The following is a 17,269-nucleotide window of genomic DNA, read 5'->3' as shown; positions in this document are numbered from 1 at the left end:
TTTAGCGGGCACCGCGGGCACCGCGGGCAGCGATGGCACCGACTCGCTGCCTTGCGTCGTCTTTGACTTCGAGAACATCGGCTTTGGCCTCCAGGAAGCGGCGCGGGTTGACCGCGACGCCGTTCAAACGGACTTCGAAATGCAGGTGGCTGCCGGTCGAACGGCCGGTCGAGCCCATTTTGGCGATTTGCTGGCCGGCGGCGACCTGCGCCCCGACCTTGGACGTAAAGCCCGACAAGTGGGCGTAGCGGGTCATGATGCCCTGGCCATGATCGATCTCGACGACATTGCCATAGCCCGACTTGACCCCGACAAAGCTGACGCGGCCGGGCGCGGCGGCGAGGATCGGGGTGCCGATCGGGCCGCGGAAATCGAGCCCCGAATGCATTGCGGCGCCGCCGGTGAACGGATCGCTGCGATAGCCGAAGCCCGACGACATCATCAGCACGTCGGCGGGGTTGCCCGAGGGGACGGCGACGAGCGTGCGTTCCAGCACTTCCATGCGGAACAGGGCGCCTTCGAGCGCGGCAAACGACGGGCCGAGCGCTTTCGCCTTGCCCATCCGGCCCTTGTACGGGATGAACGGACCACCGCGACCGGTGGCCGCGCCGCGAATGATCGCGGTGGGATTGAGCCCAAGCTGCGCCACCGCCGTTTCGGCATTGGCGGCGCGTTCATTGACCGCTGCGAGCAGGCGCGTGGAGAGCGCCTCCTGACGCGCGGCGACGCGCGCGAGCGCCTGCGCTTCGGGAGGCAGGCTGGGGTCAATGGCGCTAGTTTTCAGGGCCGGCTGGGCCGTTCCACCCTTCGTGTCGTTCACGCCTTCGGCAATCGCCGCGGGTTCGGACCCGAAATAGGTCTTCTGCCACTCTTCCAGCTGATCCTGCCGCTCCTCGAGATCGGCGGCGGTTTCGGCGACGCGATCGCGATATTGCGCAATGCGCTTTTCGGACGCGGCCGCCGCCGCCGACTGCTGCGCCACGGCGGCGCGTTCGTCGGCGGTGAGCAGCTGGTTGACGAGTACCGCGAGCGTGGCGCCCGCCCACGCGGTCAGCACGACCGCGGCGATCAGCGCGACGCGCTTTTGCCAGACGGCGCTGATCCGCAGGAATCGAACATGACCATGCGTGCGAACGAAGATTTCATGGTCCTGAAACAGCGCGTTGAAGCGCTGGCGCCAGTGGCGCAGGCCCGTGGATTTCGATGACAAGTGGCGACCCCATCTTGTTGTTCTGTGGAGCCCTCCGCCCCGATTGATGCGCGCCTTAACAGGCCGTTTGCGGCGCGGCGAATCTTTGCGGGGCGACTCGCGCCGAGTCGAACCGGGCATGCGGTGAACGGTGTCAAACGGCGGGAACACTGCCATTTTGGCGGGAAAATTCGCTGCGAATCGGCAAATAATATTGACGGCTTGCTTACCAAATTTTGCTAGGGCCAAGCCGGTGAACGACGTCGCCAAACTCCCTTCCGCCGGCTTGCTGACGGCTGCCGACGACCTGCCGCCGACCGCGGCGCCGCGTCCCCGCTCGGCGGTGAGCGCCGGCGTGGGGTTTGTCGGTCTGGCGGGGCTCGTCACCTATCTGGTGCTGGCTCGCTATGCGCCCGACATCGCCGCGTTTCTTGGCATCGACTGGGGGACGCGCGGGCCGATGAGCGGTCCCAATTCGGCGGTCGCCAGCGTGCTCGCCTGCGGCATCCCGATGGTGTTGTGGTCGATCTTTGTCGACAAGGTGCACCGCAACCCATCGACCGGGATCGACTGGGCGCAGCGCCGCCCTTGGCGCGAGACGATCGACATCAGCCTGACCAAGCTCGCCGGACTGTGGGCGACATGGGGGCTGATCGCGCTGATCTATGCGACGATGCGCTATTATTGGACCGGCAATTACGCCTTTTCGATGGATTTGCTCGAACGGGTGGCGCCGTGGCTGCTGCTGGTGTCGGTGCCCTATATGCTGTGGCTCGACCGAAGGATGATCGAACCGCGCGACGGATGTTATCAATTCGGCCGCTGGCTGATTGCCCCCGGACAGCCCGTCGATCGCCGCGCAATTGGCCACCACCTGCGCGCCTGGGCGGTGAAGGGGTTTTTCACCGCCTTCATGCTGTCGATCGTGCCGGGCAATTTTTCGGCGTTGGTGACGGTGCCGATGACCGATGTGCTGGCCAATCCGTACATGACCGGCATCTGGATGCTCAATTTCCTGTATCTGATCGACGTCCATATCGCGACGGTTGGCTACATCCTGACGCTGAAACCGCTCGACGCGCATATTCGCACCGCCAATCCCTATGGTATGGCGTGGGTCGCGGCGCTGGTCTGCTATCCGCCCTTCATCCTGATGAGCGGCGGGCCGCTCGACTATCAGGTGCATGGCGCCGACTGGGGGCATTGGCTGGCGGGGCAGGAGGCGCTGCTGATCGTTTGGGCCGCGATGCTGGCGCTGCTCACGATGATCTACAGCTGGGCAACGATGGCGTTCGGCATCCGCTTTTCGAACCTGACCCACCGCGGCATCATCACCCACGGACCCTATAAATTCACCCGGCACCCCGCCTATGTGTCGAAAAATCTGAGCTGGTGGTTTGCTGCGATGCCGTTTCTCGCCACCACCGGCGGCTGGGTCGAAGGCGCGCGCAACGTCGTGCTGCTCGCGCTGGTCAGCGGGGTCTATTACTGGCGCGCCAAGACCGAGGAAAAGCATCTGCTCGCCGATCCTGCCTATGTCGCCTATTGGAATTGGGCGCAGGACAATGCGCTCGTCCCGCGGCTGTGCGCGCGGCTGACCGGGCGGAAACGCCCCCTGATCCGCCTCGAACCCGACGAGCGGGTTGGCCCCGTCGCCTAAAAACTAAGCTCGTCGTAGATTTTCGACAGGTCGCGGTGCCACGGCCCTTCGTAGCGGTCGAGCAGGTCGTGCGCCGGGGATTTGCCGCTTTTGGCAATGCGGCGGAGCGGTTCGAGGAAGCCGACTTCATTGTCGCCCATCGAATTGACCTCGCCGCGCGCGGCGAGTCCGGCGGCGGCGATGTCGAGCACGCGGTGCGCCAGCTCGCCGACGGTGCCGCCGCCGGGGGCGGGGGCGTCGAGCCCTTCGCTGGGCACCGCATCGCGCAGCATCTGCTGCTCCGCGATGCTCCAGCCCTTGACCAGATCCCACGCCGCGTCGAGCGCGCCCTGGTCGTAGAGCAGCCCGACCCACAAGGCCGGAAGCGCACAAATGCGGTTCCACGGCCCGCCGTCGGCACCGCGCATTTCGAGGAAGCTTTTCAGGCGCACCTCGGGGAAGGCGGTCGAAAGATGGTCGTTCCAGTCGCTGAGGCGCGGCTTTTCGCCGGGCAGCGCGGGCAGCTCGCCCTTCAGGAAATCGCGGAAGCTCTGCCCCGCCGCGTCGATATATTTGCCGTCGCGGAAGACGAAATACATCGGCACATCGAGCATGTAATCGACATAGCGTTCATAGCCGAAGCCATCCTCGAACACGAAGGGCAGCATGCCGGTGCGCGCGGGGTCGGTGTCGGTCCAGATATGGCTGCGGTACGACATATAGCCGTTGGGCTTGCCTTCGGTGAAGGGCGAGCTGGCGAACAGCGCGGTCGCGAGCGGTTGCAGCGCCAGGCTCACGCGGAATTTCTGCACCATGTCGGCTTCGGACGAATAATCGAGATTGGTCTGGATCGTGCAGGTGCGAAGCATCATGTCGAGCCCCATGCTGCCGACGCGCGGCATATGGTCGAGCATGATCTTGTAGCGGCCCTTGGGCATGATCGGCAGTTCGGCGCGGGTCTTGTCGGGCCACATGCCAAGCCCGAGGAAGCCGAGCCCGAGTTCGGCGCCGACTTCCTTGACCTGTTTCAGATGGCGGCCGGTTTCGGCGCAGGTCTGGTGCAGGTTTTCGAGCGGCGCGCCCGAGAGTTCGAGTTGTCCGGCGGGCTCGAGGCTGACGGTGCCGTCGCTGCCCGCCAAGGCGATCACCTTGCCGCCCTCGATCACCGGCTCCCAGCCAAAGCGGGTGAGCGCCATCAACAGGTCGTGGATGCCGCCGGGTTCGTCATAGCTTGGCGCGCGGTGATCGGCGGTGCGATAGACGAATTTTTCATGCTCGGTGCCGATCCGCCAGCGGTCCTTGGGCTTCTCGCCCTTGATCATCGGGATGGCCAGTTCGTCGCGATGTTCGACGATGGGATCGTTGCTGTCCGAAGCGGTGCGCGTGCTCATATCGCGCATTTAGACTGTTCAGTACAGAATGCAATCGACTGTTGCGCAGGCGCTATTTGACGAGCCCGCGGAGGTTGATCGTGAAGCTCGATCCCGGCACCATCGACCCCTTCGGACGAATGCGGACATGGGTGACATTGGCGTCGACGCCATCGGCATCGGCGGTCGGCGCATAGCTCCAACTGGCGCCGCCATTGTTCGAAAACTCCAGATCGTCGGCCGCGCTCGTCAGGCTGGTGAAGCTGTAGGTCAGCCCGCTGCTGCCTGCGGTAAAGCGCACCGGGCCGGGGCCGGGCGCGTAGGTTCCGACGAACAGGCTGAGGTTCGCGGGCAGCGCGTCGGTGACGATGACGCTGTTGTTGGTCGGGCTGGTGCTGGCGGGTGCGGTGACGGTAAGCGTGTAATTGGCAAAGCCGCCGGGGATCAGTTTCGGGTTGGTCATCCCGTTGATCGGATCACTATAGGCAACCGACGTCTTGGCGATCGACAAGGGCGCGACATAGCTGTTGGTAAAGGTGCAGACGATCGCGGTGTCGGCGGCGTTCACTGTCAGGACGTTGCCCGCGAGCGCGGTGCCATTGCCGGTGCAGGCGAGCAGCTGCCCATAATTCGTGCCATTGCCGACGGTGAATGTCTCGCTGAGCGTCGCGCTTTCCCCGGCATAGACCGTCACAGCGGCGTTGGTGTCGGTTTCATTCGCGCTGTTGGCGACCGACGACAAGCTGGCGTTGTTGATGAGGCCGCTGGTCGCCACCGTGACCGCGTTGGCCAGCACCGCATTGACCCAGCTTTTGCGCACGACCAGGCTGGCCGCCCGGCGGCTGTTGGTCCAGGTGCAGGTGAGCGAGGTACCCGACGGCATGACGACGGTGCGGCTGAGCCCGCTGCCCGCGGTCGCGACGACGACATTGTCGCTGTTGCGGCGGCATTCGATGCTGCTGTTGTAATTTGCCGCGGCGCCCGACGTATAGGTTTCGGTCAGGGTGAGCGTGCTGCCGGGGATCGCGACGGCGGTGGCGTTTGTCGCCGCCCCGCCGACGGTCGACGTTCCTGCGCTGGCGGCGAAACCGCCGCTGATCGCGAGGCTGACGGCATCACCCGCAATCCCGGTGACCCAGTTTTTGGTCAGCACCACCGGCGAATCATTGTCGGTGATCGTATAGCTGCTCGTGGTGCGCGCCGCGCCGCCGCAGCTCGATGTGCTCGATACGGTGTAGCCGGTGCCGGGGTTCAGCGCGATCTGGATCGTCTCGCTGCCTTCGGTCGCGGTGTCATCGACGATCTGGATGCCAAGCGGGACGGCGGTGTTTTGATAGGTGCCCGCGGGGATTGTCACGTTGAAGTTCGCGCCGCCGCCCGGGGTCGTGTAATCGGTGCCGCGCACCGCGGTGCCGCCGGTGATGCTGACATTGATCGTCTGCGCGGTGAACAAGGTCCCGTTGACGATCAGCGTCGGGAGGTTCGCACTCGCCAGCGATTCGACGCCCGAGGCCGAGGCCGTCGACAGCTCGACAAAGGGGTTGAGCGTGATCCGGATGTCGTCGAGGAAATTTCCGTAACTGCCCGGATCGGTGGTGATGAACTGGACCCGCTGGATCCCCGATGCACCCGTATAGGTCGTCGACCCGGTGTTGACGTTCCACACATTGTTGATCGTCGACGACTGTGTCGCGAGCGCCTGGATCAGGGTGCCGCCCGTGCTCGCCACCTGAAAGCGCGCGGTCTGCGTCGCTGGGCCGCCCGACCGGGCGCGATGAGCAAAGGTCCAGCCGATTGTCTCGCCGGTCACCATGCAGATATTCTGGTACAGCGCGCCCGGCACATTGGCGTTCATTTCGGCGAACACCGACCCGGCATAGGCAGGCACAGCCTGAAAATTGCTGTCCCAAAGCTCGATCTCGCCCGATGCCGAGTCCCAGCCGATCACCGACCCATTGGCATAAATCTGGAAATTGGCGGCGCCCGGCCCCTGCGGATCGTTCGCTTCGAACGACGGGTTCACGATGACGCGCTGGGCCGAGGCCGGGGGTACGACAACCAGCGCCGCCGCGACGACCGTCAGCCCGCCAAAGCGGGCCAGCGCGCGAAGAGGGCAATCCTGGTGGGTCATTTGGGTTCGCTCAAATGCCAGCTGAGCGATTAAAGTTAATGAAAATCAATTGATTGTCACGTCAAAAGCAATCGCCAAGGCGGTTCCGGGAGCAAGCGTCGGGGCGGTTGCGGTGACAGTGGTGCCGGTAATCGATGCGCCGAAGGGGTCGCTTTCGTCGCCGCCGCTGGCGTTGTCGTCCTCGATCGTCGTCGCCCCGGCGCAGCTGGTACCGCTGCGCAGCGAACCGGGGACAAAGGTCGTCGCGGCGGGCAACGCGTCGGCGACGTTGACCGACGTTGCGGTGCCGCTGCCGTTGTTGGTCACCAGGATGCAATAGCGCATCGCGGCGCCCGGTATCGCCTTGGGATCGGTCGTACCATTCGTCGGGTCGCTGACGACGCTGCTGGTCTTGGCGATCGTCAGGTTGGCGGTCGGGCGGCAGAAGGTGACGTCGTGGATCGCGATCGCCTGCTGCCCCGGATTGGCGGGGGCAAGGCTGTGGTTGCCATATTCGACGGTGATCGTGTCGACGGGCGCGCTAAAGGTCACCACGACATTGCCGTTCGCGCTGGCGTCGGCGGAGGTGCCGTCGCCATAGGCGCTGTTGCCGATGACATAGTTGCTGACGCCGTTGGTCAGCACCGGGGTTACCGGCGATCCGTTGAAACTGCCCGTGACGGTCACCCGGTCGGCGAACTGCCCGGCGGCGTAGTCGATGTCGAACAACCGGAACTGCACCCCCGGCACCGCGGTCGGGAGCGTGAAGACACTCGACACGCTGCCCGCCTGGCTGGTCATGTCGACGATCTCAAAGATCGAAAATTGCGCGGGGGAAAATCCGCCGGTGACCACATTCTGCCGCGTCGGCGACTGGCCGCCATAGGTGGCGTTGTTCAGGAACACCCCGCCGCTGATCGAAATGTTGAAATTCATCGTGCCGATCGCGGCCAGCGCATAGCTGCCGCTGGTCGTTCCCGCCGTCCAGCTGACGCTGTCCCAGTCGTGAACCGTGCTGCCAACCGGGCAGACCAGCGTCGGCGGTGTCCCCGCGACGCGGGTGCCTGCCACGGTGAAGCTGGCCGTGTCATAATCATCCTCGCCCGCGGCGCCATTGCCCGGGGTCGAATCGAAATCGAACGCCGACGAGGCGCTGACTTCGGCGATGTTGGTGATCGTTGCGCCGGCGGTCGCGGTGACGGTGCCGGTTATCGTGAGCGTCCGCGTCGTCCCCGGCGGAATGCTGCCGACCGTCCACACCCCCGTGCTGCTGTTGTAGCTGCCGAAGCCCGATGCGCCGGTGAAGGCAAAACCCGCTGGCAGCATATCCTGTACCGTCACCCCGGTGGCGGTCAGCGCCGAGCCGCTCGCGTTGGTAACGCTGAGCACATAATTGACGCTGGCGCCCACAGCCGGAGCGGCGTTGCTCACCGACTTGGTCAGCGACAAATCGGCCGAAGGCGCCATCGGCACCGTCGTCAGCGTCAGGTCGGCGCGGGTGAAATTGCCCGTATCGCCGTTCAGCGAGTCGCAGATGGTGAGCTGCCAGGTTCCCGCCGAACCCTGGCCGTTGAACGACGCGAGCGAGCCTTCGGGGCTGAAGGTCCGCTGATATGGCGGCGCGGCGGCGGTGTTGTCGTTCGCGCTGTGGGTGGTGATGCTGGTCGCGGCGCTGTCGTCGAACAGCACGTTCAGATTATCCGCCCCCGCCCCGACGTTGGTGATCAGATTGACCACAGTGCCGGTCGGCGACACCAAAGTGGCGCGAATATCGCCGCGGTAGGTGTGGCTGAATTGGACGCCGATGTTGACATCGGTGATCTGGGCATTCGCGGCGACGGTGAAATTGCGCACCATCGGGCTGGTACAGGTGGTCGCGGTCTCGCTGATCGTCCCGTTTGTCGTGTTGCTGTAGGTTGTGCTGGTCTGCGCCGCCGCCGGATTGGCGACGAGCGACAGCGCCAGCCCCACGAGTACCGCAAGGGCCCGTATAAACTGTGCGTGCTGGCCCCCACGCCAGCAATATCGGCTCTGGTCCTGCCGTTGCATCGGGCCGCTATGCCCATGCATAGCTAATATGCGGTTAAAATCGGGCGCTTGGTGCACATTCTGTCCGGGAACGGAACAGAATGTCGGGTTCAGCCACTCGTCGTCCAGTCGCCATGCTGTGCCATCCACAGGCTGATGGCCGCAATCGCCGCGGTCTCGGCGCGCAGGATGCGCGGACCAAGCGCGATACGCCGCACCGCGGCGTTTTCAAGCAGCAGGGCGCGCTCGCGCGGCGTAAAGCCGCCCTCGGGACCGACCAGGATCGCGGCGGGGGCGGGGGCAGCGACGGTGGACAGCGGCGCGCCGCCCGCTTCGTCGGCGAACAGCAAGGCGCGCTCGGCGGGCCAGTCCGCGAGCAGCTGGGTCAATTTGGTCGGCTCGCCAAGCTCGGGCAGCGCGCTGCGGCCGCATTGCTCGCACGCTTCGATCACCTGCGCTTCCAGCCGCTCGCGCTTGACGCGCTCAACGATCGTGCGTTCGGTGATCACCGGCTGCAGCCGCCGGGCGCCAAGCTCGGTCGCCTTTTCGATGATCCAGTCGAGCCGGGCCTTTTTCACCGGGGCAAAGCATAGCCACAGGTCGGGTACCGTCTCGATCGCGCGCGTCTGGCGCTCGATGCAAACGGTGAGCGAGCGTTTTCCTGCCTCCGTGATGTTAGCCAGCCATTCGCCGCTGCGATTGTCGAACAGCAGGATCGGCGCACCGACCTTCAGCCGCATGACGTTCAGCAGATAATGGGCGGCGGGGCCGTCGATCAACGGCGCGGTGCCGGGCGCCAGCGGCAGATCGACAAACAGGCGGGGGGTGCTGGCAGGCGGCCAGGCGGGTGTTGCGGGCATGCGGTGCGCGATAGCAGAGCAAAGGAATCTGCGCACCTATGCTGTCTCGCGCCGGCATATTGTCCCGATCCGGGTCAGATCGGGGCTCTTCGCGCCCAATCCGTCACCGGCCAATTAGCAGTTTGGTAAGCAGTTTCGCCCTAGTGCGAGGATACCAGCCACGCATCTGTAGTGGGCCGCGTGTCTGGACCAAGAGGGGTTAGACCATGCGAGGGACCGTTTTCAGCCGCATGCGGCTGGGCACCAACAGCCTGTTGCGCGACAATCGCGGCAACGCAATGTTCCTGACCGCGGCGGCGATTCTGCCGATCATCGGAATGCTCGGATCGGGCATCGACATCGGCCGCGCCTATATGGCGCAGCTGCGCCTGCAACAGGCGTGCGACGCGGGCGTGCTCGCCGGACGCCGCGCGATGGCGGGCGGCACCTATACCTCGGCGGCGCAGGCCGAAGCGAACAAGATGTTCAACTTCAACTACAGCCAGACCGCCTATGGCAGCAGCAACGTAACCTTTGCGTCGCAGGCCGACGGGACGTCGAACGTCAGGGGAACCGCCTCCGCGCGGCTGCCGACGGTCCTGATGCAGATCTTCAATTATCAGAAATTCGACCTTGCGGTGAATTGCACCGCGAAGCTGGAGATTTCGAACGCCGACGTGATGATGGTGCTCGACGTCACCGGGTCGATGGCACAGACCAATTCGGGCGACTCGGTCAACCGCATCACCGCGCTCAAATCGGCGACGATGGACTTTTTCGATACGCTGACCACCGCGGATGTCGGCGATGGCCGCCTGCGTTTTGGCGTCGTGCCCTACAGCTCGACCGCCAACGTCGGCAGCATCCTCTATGCCAAAAATCCGGCCTGGCTGTCGGACAACGTCCTGCTGCCGTCGCGCACGCCGGTGTTTAAGGTTACATGGGGCAACGCGACGACCGAACAGTCGGAGGAATATACCGACGGCAACACGACCTATGGCAGCTACGAAAATGTCAGCACGGTCAATGGTCAGGACAGCACGAGTTGCGGCAATCTGGAGGCGCCGGCCGACACGTCGCCGACGCCTAGCGGCTCGCCGAACTCCAACCAGACGGCGCAATATGTCGATGGTAATGGTAACCGTATAACGACCTATGACACCAACCAGACCTATACCTATTACAATTACCGCTATCGCTGGTCGAACAGCCGTTGCCGCCTGCAACGCCGCGTCGCGACCTTTACGCGTACGTACACGACGACGGTGACCGAAACGCCGACCCAGTCGTTCGACAATAAATATACCTATCAGGACCGCGTGTTCGACGTCAGCCAGGCCAAGGCCGGCACCGCGATCCAGACCGACACCGGCGATTCGGGCGCCACCGTATCGAACACATGGGGCGGCTGTGTGATGGAACGCGGTACCGAGCCTTTCGGTCCCACCGAAACGGCGCCAGCCGACGCGCATGACATGGATGTCGATACCGCGCCGACCAGCGACGACGATACCAAGTGGAAAGTGCTGATTCCCGAGATTGCGTTCCCGCGCGCGAGCAGCCCGGGCGGCACGCCTTCGACGACGGGCTCGATCACCGTCAACAGCAGCAGCGTGTCGAGCAACAGCAGCACGAACGGCAGCTGGCAGAATTATTCGCGCTACTGGTCCAACGGTTGGGGCGTCTGTCCCGTCGCAGCGATGAAGCTGACGACGCAGACGGCCAGCGACCGGTCGACCTTCAACAGCTATATCCAGTCGCTCCAGCCGGTCGGCGGTACCTATCACGACGCCGGCATGGTGTGGGGCGTGCGCTTGCTGTCGCCCGACGGCATGTTCTCGGACGAAAATGCGACCGCGCCGAACAACCGCCCGATCAGCCGCCATATCGTCTTCATGACCGACGGCGAAATGGCGCCGAACATGGGGAACCTGTCGTTCCAGGGCTATGAGTGGTTGATGAAGCGCGTTGGCGGCACCAGCGACGCCAATCTGACGACCCGCCACAACAATCGTTTCGCGCAATTGTGCTCGAGAGCCAAGGCGAAGAATATCACCGTCTGGGTGGTCAGCTTCGGCGTGTCGCTGAACAGCTCGCTCACCAGCTGCGCGAGCCCGGGCAAAGCCTATCAGGCGAATAATGCGGCGCAGCTTAACGAGAATTTCCAGGCGATCGCCCGGCAAATCTCGAAACTGCGGCTGTCGCAATGACACGCGCGACCGTCTTCCGCCGCCTGCGCCGCGACCAGCGGGGCAATGCGATCGTCGAATTCGCGCTGACGGCGCCGCTGTTCCTGATCGTGGTGTTCGGGATCCTCGACTTTTCGTGGCAATATTATGCCAAAACGGCACTCCAGGGCGTGGTCAACGATGCGGCGCGCGCCGCGACGCTCGAGGGCAATGCGCTCAGCCAGACCGCGCTCGACAATGAAGTGCGCCGCAAGGTGTTGAACGTCTTTCCCCAAGGCACCGTGACCTTTTCCCGGAAATCCTATGACAGTTTCAGCGAAGTCGGCGACCCCGAAGCCTTCACCGACGCCAACAACAATGGGAGCTATGACAGCGGTGAGTGTTTCGAGGACGTCAATGGCAACGCCAGCTGGGATTCCGATCGCGGCCAGACCGGCAATGGCGGCGCCGAAGACGTTGTACTCTACACCGCCTCGCTGCGGATCAATCGCGTGTTGCCGGTGTGGAAATTCCTGGGGCAGTCGCAGCAGAGTACACTCGCGGCGGCGACCGTGCTGCGCAACCAGCCCTATAATGCCGCGACGTCCACGAAACAGGTGATCTGTTCATGACCAGCCTTCTCAAACGTGCGCAGGCGCGGATTGCGCGGCGATCAAAGATGCTCGGCCGTCTGGCGCGCGACGTCAGCGCGGTGGCGATGATCGAAGTGGCCTTTTGCGTCCCCATCCTCGCGATGATCGGCTTTGGCGGCATCGAATATGCCAACCTGCTCCTGTCGACGACGCGAGTGAACCAGATCGGCCTCAGCGCCGCCGACAACGCCGCGCGAATCGCCTTTGGCAGCAACCTGTCGCAGCCGCGCGTGCGCGAAGTCGACATCAACGAAGTGTTTGCCGGGGTCGAGGAACAGGCGAAGGGCATGAATTTCAAGGCCAATGGCCGGGTCATTCTGTCGAGCATCGAACGCAATGCCGACGGCGGGCAATGGATCCACTGGCAGCGCTGCTATGGTGATCTGCCGGTCAGTTCCGCTTTCGGTCCGCAAGGGACGGGGGCGACGGGAACAAGCTTTGCGGGTGTCGGGGCCACCGCCTCGGCGGGTACCGCGATCATGCTGGTCGAGGTAACCTACGACTATAAATCCCTGTTGTGGGGCAAATGGTTCCAGACGAAGCGGATCCAGGAAACCTCCGCTTTCCTGATCCGCGAGGCGCGCGACCTCCATGGCGACAATGGCACCGGCGTGTTCAATCCGGCGCCTGCGGTGACGCCCGCGCTCTGTACCTGATCGCGCGCCGCATCCGATAACCGTTTATCACGCGGGCAGCGGCTGCTACATGCGCCGCTGCCGATGACCACGACCCATCCTCCCGACAGCCAATTGCGTGGTTTTGTGGCGCTGCTACCCGCCGCCGCGCGCCCTTATGCGCTGTTGGCGCGGTTCGATCGCCCGATCGGCTGGTGGCTGCTCTATTGGCCCTGCGCGTGGGGCGTTGCCCTCGGCGGCGGTGCGGTCAGGGATTGGCCGTTGTTCCTGTGGCTGCTGCTCGGCGCAATCGCGATGCGCGGCGCGGGGTGCGTCTATAATGACATCGTCGACCGCGACCTTGACGCACAGGTGGCCCGCACCGCGTCGCGCCCGATCGCGAGCGGTGCGGTGTCGGTGCGCAATGCCGCGCTGTGGGCCGTGCTGCTGTCGCTCGTCGGCCTCTACGTGCTGCTCCAGCTGCCTTTGCCCGCGCAGATCGTCGCGCTCGCCAGCCTGATCCTGGTCGCGGGCTATCCGTTCATGAAGCGCATCACCTGGTGGCCGCAGGCGTGGCTGGGGCTGGTGTTCAGCTGGGGCGCGCTCGTTGCCTGGATTGCGGTCGGCGGCGACGAGGGGATCGCGCTGCCGCTGCTCTATGCCGGGTGCGTCGCGTGGGTGATCGGATATGACACGATCTACGCCCTGCAAGACATCGAGGACGACATGCTGGTCGGTGTCAAATCCAGCGCGCGCGCGATGGGGCGCCATGTCAAAGGCGGCGTTGCGCTTTGTTACGGATTTGCGCTCGCCGGTTGGGGCGGCGCGCTGTGGGCGGTGCGCCCCGATCCGCTGGTGCTGGTCGCGCTGGTTCCCGCGGCGGTGCATTTCACCGGGCAGGTGGTGACGCTGGAACCCGACAATGGCGAAGATGCGCTCGCGAAGTTCCGCAGCAACCGCTTTGCCGGTCTGCTGGTGTTCGCCGCGATGCTGGTCGTCGGGATGGCGCCTTAACTCACTCGGCCGCGAGCAGTTCCTCCGCCCCGCCGAGGTCGACCGACACCAGGCGGCTGACACCCTTTTCGACCATCGTCACCCCGAACAGGCGGTGCATGCGCGCCATCGTCACTGCATTGTGGGTGACGATCAGATAGCGAGTGTTGGTTTCGCGCGTCATGCGGTCGAGCAGGTCGCAGAAGCGCTCGATATTGGCGTCGTCCAATGGCGCATCGACTTCGTCGAGGACGCAGATTGGCGCCGGGTTGGTGAGGAACAGGCCAAAGATCAGCGCGACCGCGGTCAGCGCCTGCTCGCCGCCCGAGAGCAACGTGAGCGTGCCCAAACGCTTGCCCGGCGGCTGCGCCATGATCTCCAGCCCCGCTTCGAGCGGATCGTCCGAATCGACGAGTTCGAGATGCGCCTGGCCGCCATCGAACAGCGTCGTGAACAGTCGCTGGAAATGCCCGTTCACCGTTTCGAACGCCGCGAGCAGACGAACGCGGCCTTCGCGGTTGAGATTGCCGATCGACCCGCGCAGCCGGTGGACCGCCTGCGTCAGCTCCTCGATCTCGGTCGCGCTTTTTTCGCGTTCGCTATCGAGTTCGATCAGTTCGTCGGTGGCAACCAGATTGACCGGGCCGAGCCGCTCGCGGTCGGCGATCAGCCGGTCGTGCTGCGACGACTCGGCGCTTGCGTCGCGGACGCTTTCGCTTTCGAAACCCGCCTTCTGGGGCAACAGCGGCGGCGGGCATTCGAAGCGTTCGCCCGACAGGCGGCCCATCTCGATGCGGCGGAGCTCGGCATTTTCGGAGCGCGCGATCGCCCCGGCGCGCGTTTCGCGCGCAGCCGCGACGCGCTCGCGGATCGCGTTCAGCGCGGTTTCGGCTTCGCGCAGCGCCGCCTCGGCGGCGCGTTCCTGCGCTTCCGCGGCGGCGACCTTGTCACGGAGCTTCGCCTGTTGTTCTTCCGCCGCCGCGCGCTGCTCGGCCAGTTTTTCGGGCGCATCGGCAAGCTTCGCGGCTTCGGCGGCCAGCGTGTCGGCGCGCTTGTCCATTTCGGTGACGCGCCGCGCGGCTTCGCCCGCGCGCGCTTTCCAGCTCTTGATCTCGGCGCTGACGACCGCCTGCCGCTCGCTCAAGGTCGCAAGGCGGCGTTCATGCGCGGTGAGGGCTTCGCGGGCGCCGTTGGCGTCGCTGCGGGCGCGCTCGGCCGCCTGCTCCTCGGCGTCGAGCGCCGCGCGTGCGATGCTGTCGTCGGGGAGTGCCGCGAGCGCGGCTTCCTGTAACGCCAGCGCGTCGGCGGCTTCCTTTGCCGCGGCGGCAATCTCGCCAAGCCGCCGGTCGAACAGCGCCGCAGCGTCGCGATGACGGTCGAGCGCGGCTTGCGCCTGATCGGCGGCACGCAGCGCGGTGCGGCGGGTCTCGTCCGCCTGCGCCAGCGCCTTGCGCGCGCCGACCGCGGCGTCGGTCAGTTCGGCGGCCCTGGCGGCGGCGGCATCGCGGCGGTCGCGGAGTTCCTGCACCCCCAGCTCGACCTGCGGGCGCTGCGCCGCCAGCGCGTCGAGACGGTTCTGCCGTTGCAGCCGCTCGGTCGCGGTGGCGCCGTCGCCGCGCGCGACAAAGCCGTCCCAGCGGCGCATCACGCCGTCGGTCGTGACCAGTCGTTGGCCCACTTCGAGCGGCTGGCCGTTGTCGGCATCGACCACTGCGATCTGCGCCAGGCGGCGCGCCAGCGCGGCGGGTGCCGTCACAAATTCGGCGAGCGGCCGGGTGCCGGCGGGCAGGGCAGGGTCATCCGTTCCCGGTTCGGCGCCGCCCCAGCTGCGCGCGGCGTCCTTGTCGGTTCCCGCGTCGAGATCGTCACCCAGTGCCGCGGCAAGCGCGGCTTCATAGCCGGACGCGACGCGCAGCTGATCGAGGATGCGCGCTTCGTCGCGGCGTCCGGCAGCGAGCGCACGTTCGAGCGTCGCCGCCTCGCCGTCGAGCGCTGCCAGCGCGGTACGTGCTTCGGCCAGCCCCGCTTCAATACTCGCAAGTTCGGCGGCGATCGCTTCGCGGTCGGCTTCCGCTGTTTGCAGCGCGGTTTCAGCCACGGCGATCGCCGCTTCGGCGGCTTCGGCGGCTTGCACGCTCTCGGCATGGCGCGCCGTCAGCGCGGCGCGGTCGCCGAGCGCTACGATTTCCGCATCGACGCGCACCTTGTCGGCGTCGATCCGTCGCACCGCCGCCGCGGCGCTGTCGCGCGCCGACACCGCGATGCGCCGGTCGGCGGCTTCGCTCGCGGCCTTGGCGCGCGCCTGCGCCAGCGCAACCTCGGCATCGCGCAGCCGCGCTTGGGCCGCCAGATTGGCGTCGGTCAGCGCTGCCTTGCCCGCGTCGTGCGCGGCAATATCCGCTGCCAGTGCCTTGGTTTCCGTGTCGAGTGCGGTCAGCGCGCCATGTGCTTCGCGCGCCAGTTCGCCTTCATGCGCCCGGTCGTCGGCGATGCGCCGCTGCTGTGCGGCCAAGTCTTCGAGCCGCTGGCGCGCGGCGCGCTCTTCGCCCTGCAGGCGCACCTGCGTCGCGGTCACCTCGGCCAGCGCGTCGCGCTGTGCCTGCGCGTCGTGCCGCGCGGTGGCGACGCGGGTGGCAACCTCGGTCTGTGCGGCGGAAACGGTTTCCAGCTCGGTCTGCGCGGTCTTGACTGCCGCTTCGGCGGCATCGCTGTCGCGGCGCGCCTGATCGGCGGCTTCGGCGGCGTCGCGCCAGCGCGCGTAGATCAGCCGCCCCTCGGCAATACGGATCTCGTCGCTCAGCTTCTTGTATTTCTCCGCCGCGCGCGCTTGCCGCCGCAGTGCGTTGGCGCGCACCTCCATGTCGGTGGTGATTTCGGACAGGCGGGCGAGGTTGGTTTCGGTCGCGCGCAGTTTCTGCTCGGCATCCTTGCGGCGCACGTGCAACCCGGCGATCCCGGCGGCTTCCTCCAGCATCGCGCGGCGGTCGGTGGGTTTTGCCGCGATGACATTGGCGATCTTCCCCTGGCTGACCAGCGCCGGGCTGTGCGCGCCGGTCGCGGCGTCGGCAAAGATCAGCGCGACATCCTTGGCGCGCACGTCGCGGCCATTGGCGCGATAGGCGCTGCCCGCCCCGCGCTCGATGCGGCGGATGACCTCTAGGTCATCGCCGTCCTCGCCGTCGGACAGGCCCGCGACGAGCGCACCTTCGGTGTCGCAATGGAGCGCGACCTCGGCAAAATCGCGCGCCGGGCGCGATGCGGTGCCGGCAAAGATGACATCTTCCATGCCGCCGCCGCGCATCGATTTGGGGCTGGATTCGCCCATCACCCAGCGGATCGCCTCGAGAAGGTTGGACTTGCCGCAGCCATTGGGGCCGACGACGCCGGTCAGCCCGGGCTCGATGCGCAGTTCGGTGGGTTCGACGAAGCTTTTGAAACCGGTCAGGCGCAGGCGTTTTATCTGCACGGGAACGTCCCGTGCAGGTCATCGAATCGCGGATGTTGCAACGCTGGTGTCACATATCCCCCTGCCAGCCGTCATGCCGCGCGGGCGGGGGAGTCGCAAGGGGCAGTTATCGATCCTCCCCGTGGCGCAGCCATGGGGAGGTGGCAGCGCGAAGCGCTGACGGAGGGGCTATGGCGCTGGCGTCGCGGCCCCTCCACCCC

11 protein-coding genes are annotated in these 17,269 nt (G+C 65.8%); 5 read left to right on the top strand and 6 right to left on the bottom strand.

Going from position 1 to position 17,269, the window contains the following annotated elements:
* Position 1: 1 nt before the first annotated feature.
* Positions 2-1,210, bottom strand: coding sequence for a M23 family metallopeptidase (locus FFS18_RS08315; protein WP_137870421.1), 1,209 nt, complete (start codon positions 1,208-1,210; stop codon positions 2-4).
* Between the two features lie 286 nt (positions 1,211-1,496).
* Between FFS18_RS08315 and FFS18_RS08310 the strand changes: the two genes are divergently transcribed.
* Entirely contained in the window at positions 1,497-2,849 is a 1,353-nt protein-coding gene (locus FFS18_RS08310; RefSeq protein WP_137870491.1) for a methyltransferase family protein, read from the top strand.
* On the opposite strand, the gene FFS18_RS08305 is transcribed toward FFS18_RS08310, so the two are convergent.
* The 4 genes from FFS18_RS08305 to FFS18_RS08290 form a co-directional block, all read right to left on the bottom strand.
* On the bottom strand, positions 2,846-4,219 hold the full coding sequence (locus FFS18_RS08305; protein WP_137870420.1) for a glutamate--cysteine ligase: 1,374 nt from the start codon (positions 4,217-4,219) through the stop codon (positions 2,846-2,848). The genes FFS18_RS08310 and FFS18_RS08305 overlap by 4 nt on opposite strands.
* Positions 4,220-4,271: 52 nt before the next feature.
* Positions 4,272-6,329, bottom strand: coding sequence for a hypothetical protein (locus FFS18_RS08300; protein WP_137870419.1), 2,058 nt, complete (start codon positions 6,327-6,329; stop codon positions 4,272-4,274).
* Positions 6,330-6,374: 45 nt separating this feature from the next.
* On the bottom strand, positions 6,375-8,279 hold the full coding sequence (locus FFS18_RS08295) for a proprotein convertase P-domain-containing protein (RefSeq protein WP_249340345.1): 1,905 nt from the start codon (positions 8,277-8,279) through the stop codon (positions 6,375-6,377).
* Between the two features lie 167 nt (positions 8,280-8,446).
* Complete coding sequence (locus tag FFS18_RS08290) at positions 8,447-9,196, bottom strand: 16S rRNA (uracil(1498)-N(3))-methyltransferase (protein WP_137870417.1); 750 nt, start codon at positions 9,194-9,196, stop codon at positions 8,447-8,449.
* 206 nt (positions 9,197-9,402) lie between these two features.
* Here FFS18_RS08290 and FFS18_RS08285 point away from each other — a divergent pair, with 206 nt between their 5' ends.
* The 4 genes from FFS18_RS08285 (at position 9,403) to ubiA (ending at position 13,624) form a co-directional block, all read left to right on the top strand.
* Positions 9,403-11,385: a TadE/TadG family type IV pilus assembly protein gene (locus FFS18_RS08285; protein ID WP_137870416.1), complete on the top strand. Its 1,983-nt coding sequence runs from the start codon at positions 9,403-9,405 to the stop codon at positions 11,383-11,385.
* Entirely contained in the window at positions 11,382-11,975 is a 594-nt protein-coding gene (locus FFS18_RS08280; RefSeq protein WP_137870415.1) for a TadE/TadG family type IV pilus assembly protein, read from the top strand. The genes FFS18_RS08285 and FFS18_RS08280 overlap by 4 nt, the downstream gene beginning before the upstream one ends.
* On the top strand, positions 11,972-12,652 hold the full coding sequence (locus FFS18_RS08275; RefSeq protein WP_249340344.1) for a TadE/TadG family type IV pilus assembly protein: 681 nt from the start codon (positions 11,972-11,974) through the stop codon (positions 12,650-12,652). Before FFS18_RS08280 ends, FFS18_RS08275 begins: the two co-directional genes overlap by 4 nt.
* A 63-nt stretch (positions 12,653-12,715) precedes the next feature.
* The gene (ubiA, locus tag FFS18_RS08270) at positions 12,716-13,624 is read left to right on the top strand and encodes a 4-hydroxybenzoate octaprenyltransferase (RefSeq protein ID WP_137870414.1); all 909 of its coding nucleotides are present in this window, start codon (positions 12,716-12,718) and stop codon (positions 13,622-13,624) included.
* Between the two features lies 1 nt (position 13,625).
* On the opposite strand, the gene smc is transcribed toward ubiA, so the two are convergent.
* Positions 13,626-17,069: a chromosome segregation protein SMC gene (gene smc, locus FFS18_RS08265; protein ID WP_137870413.1), complete on the bottom strand. Its 3,444-nt coding sequence runs from the start codon at positions 17,067-17,069 to the stop codon at positions 13,626-13,628.
* Positions 17,070-17,269 lie beyond the last annotated feature (200 nt).

The organism is Sphingopyxis sp. 2PD, from assembly GCF_005503695.1.
Classification (GTDB): Bacteria; Pseudomonadota; Alphaproteobacteria; order Sphingomonadales; family Sphingomonadaceae; genus Sphingopyxis.
Note: the sequence above shows the minus strand (reverse complement) of the source record. Positions and strands in the feature narration are given on the sequence as shown.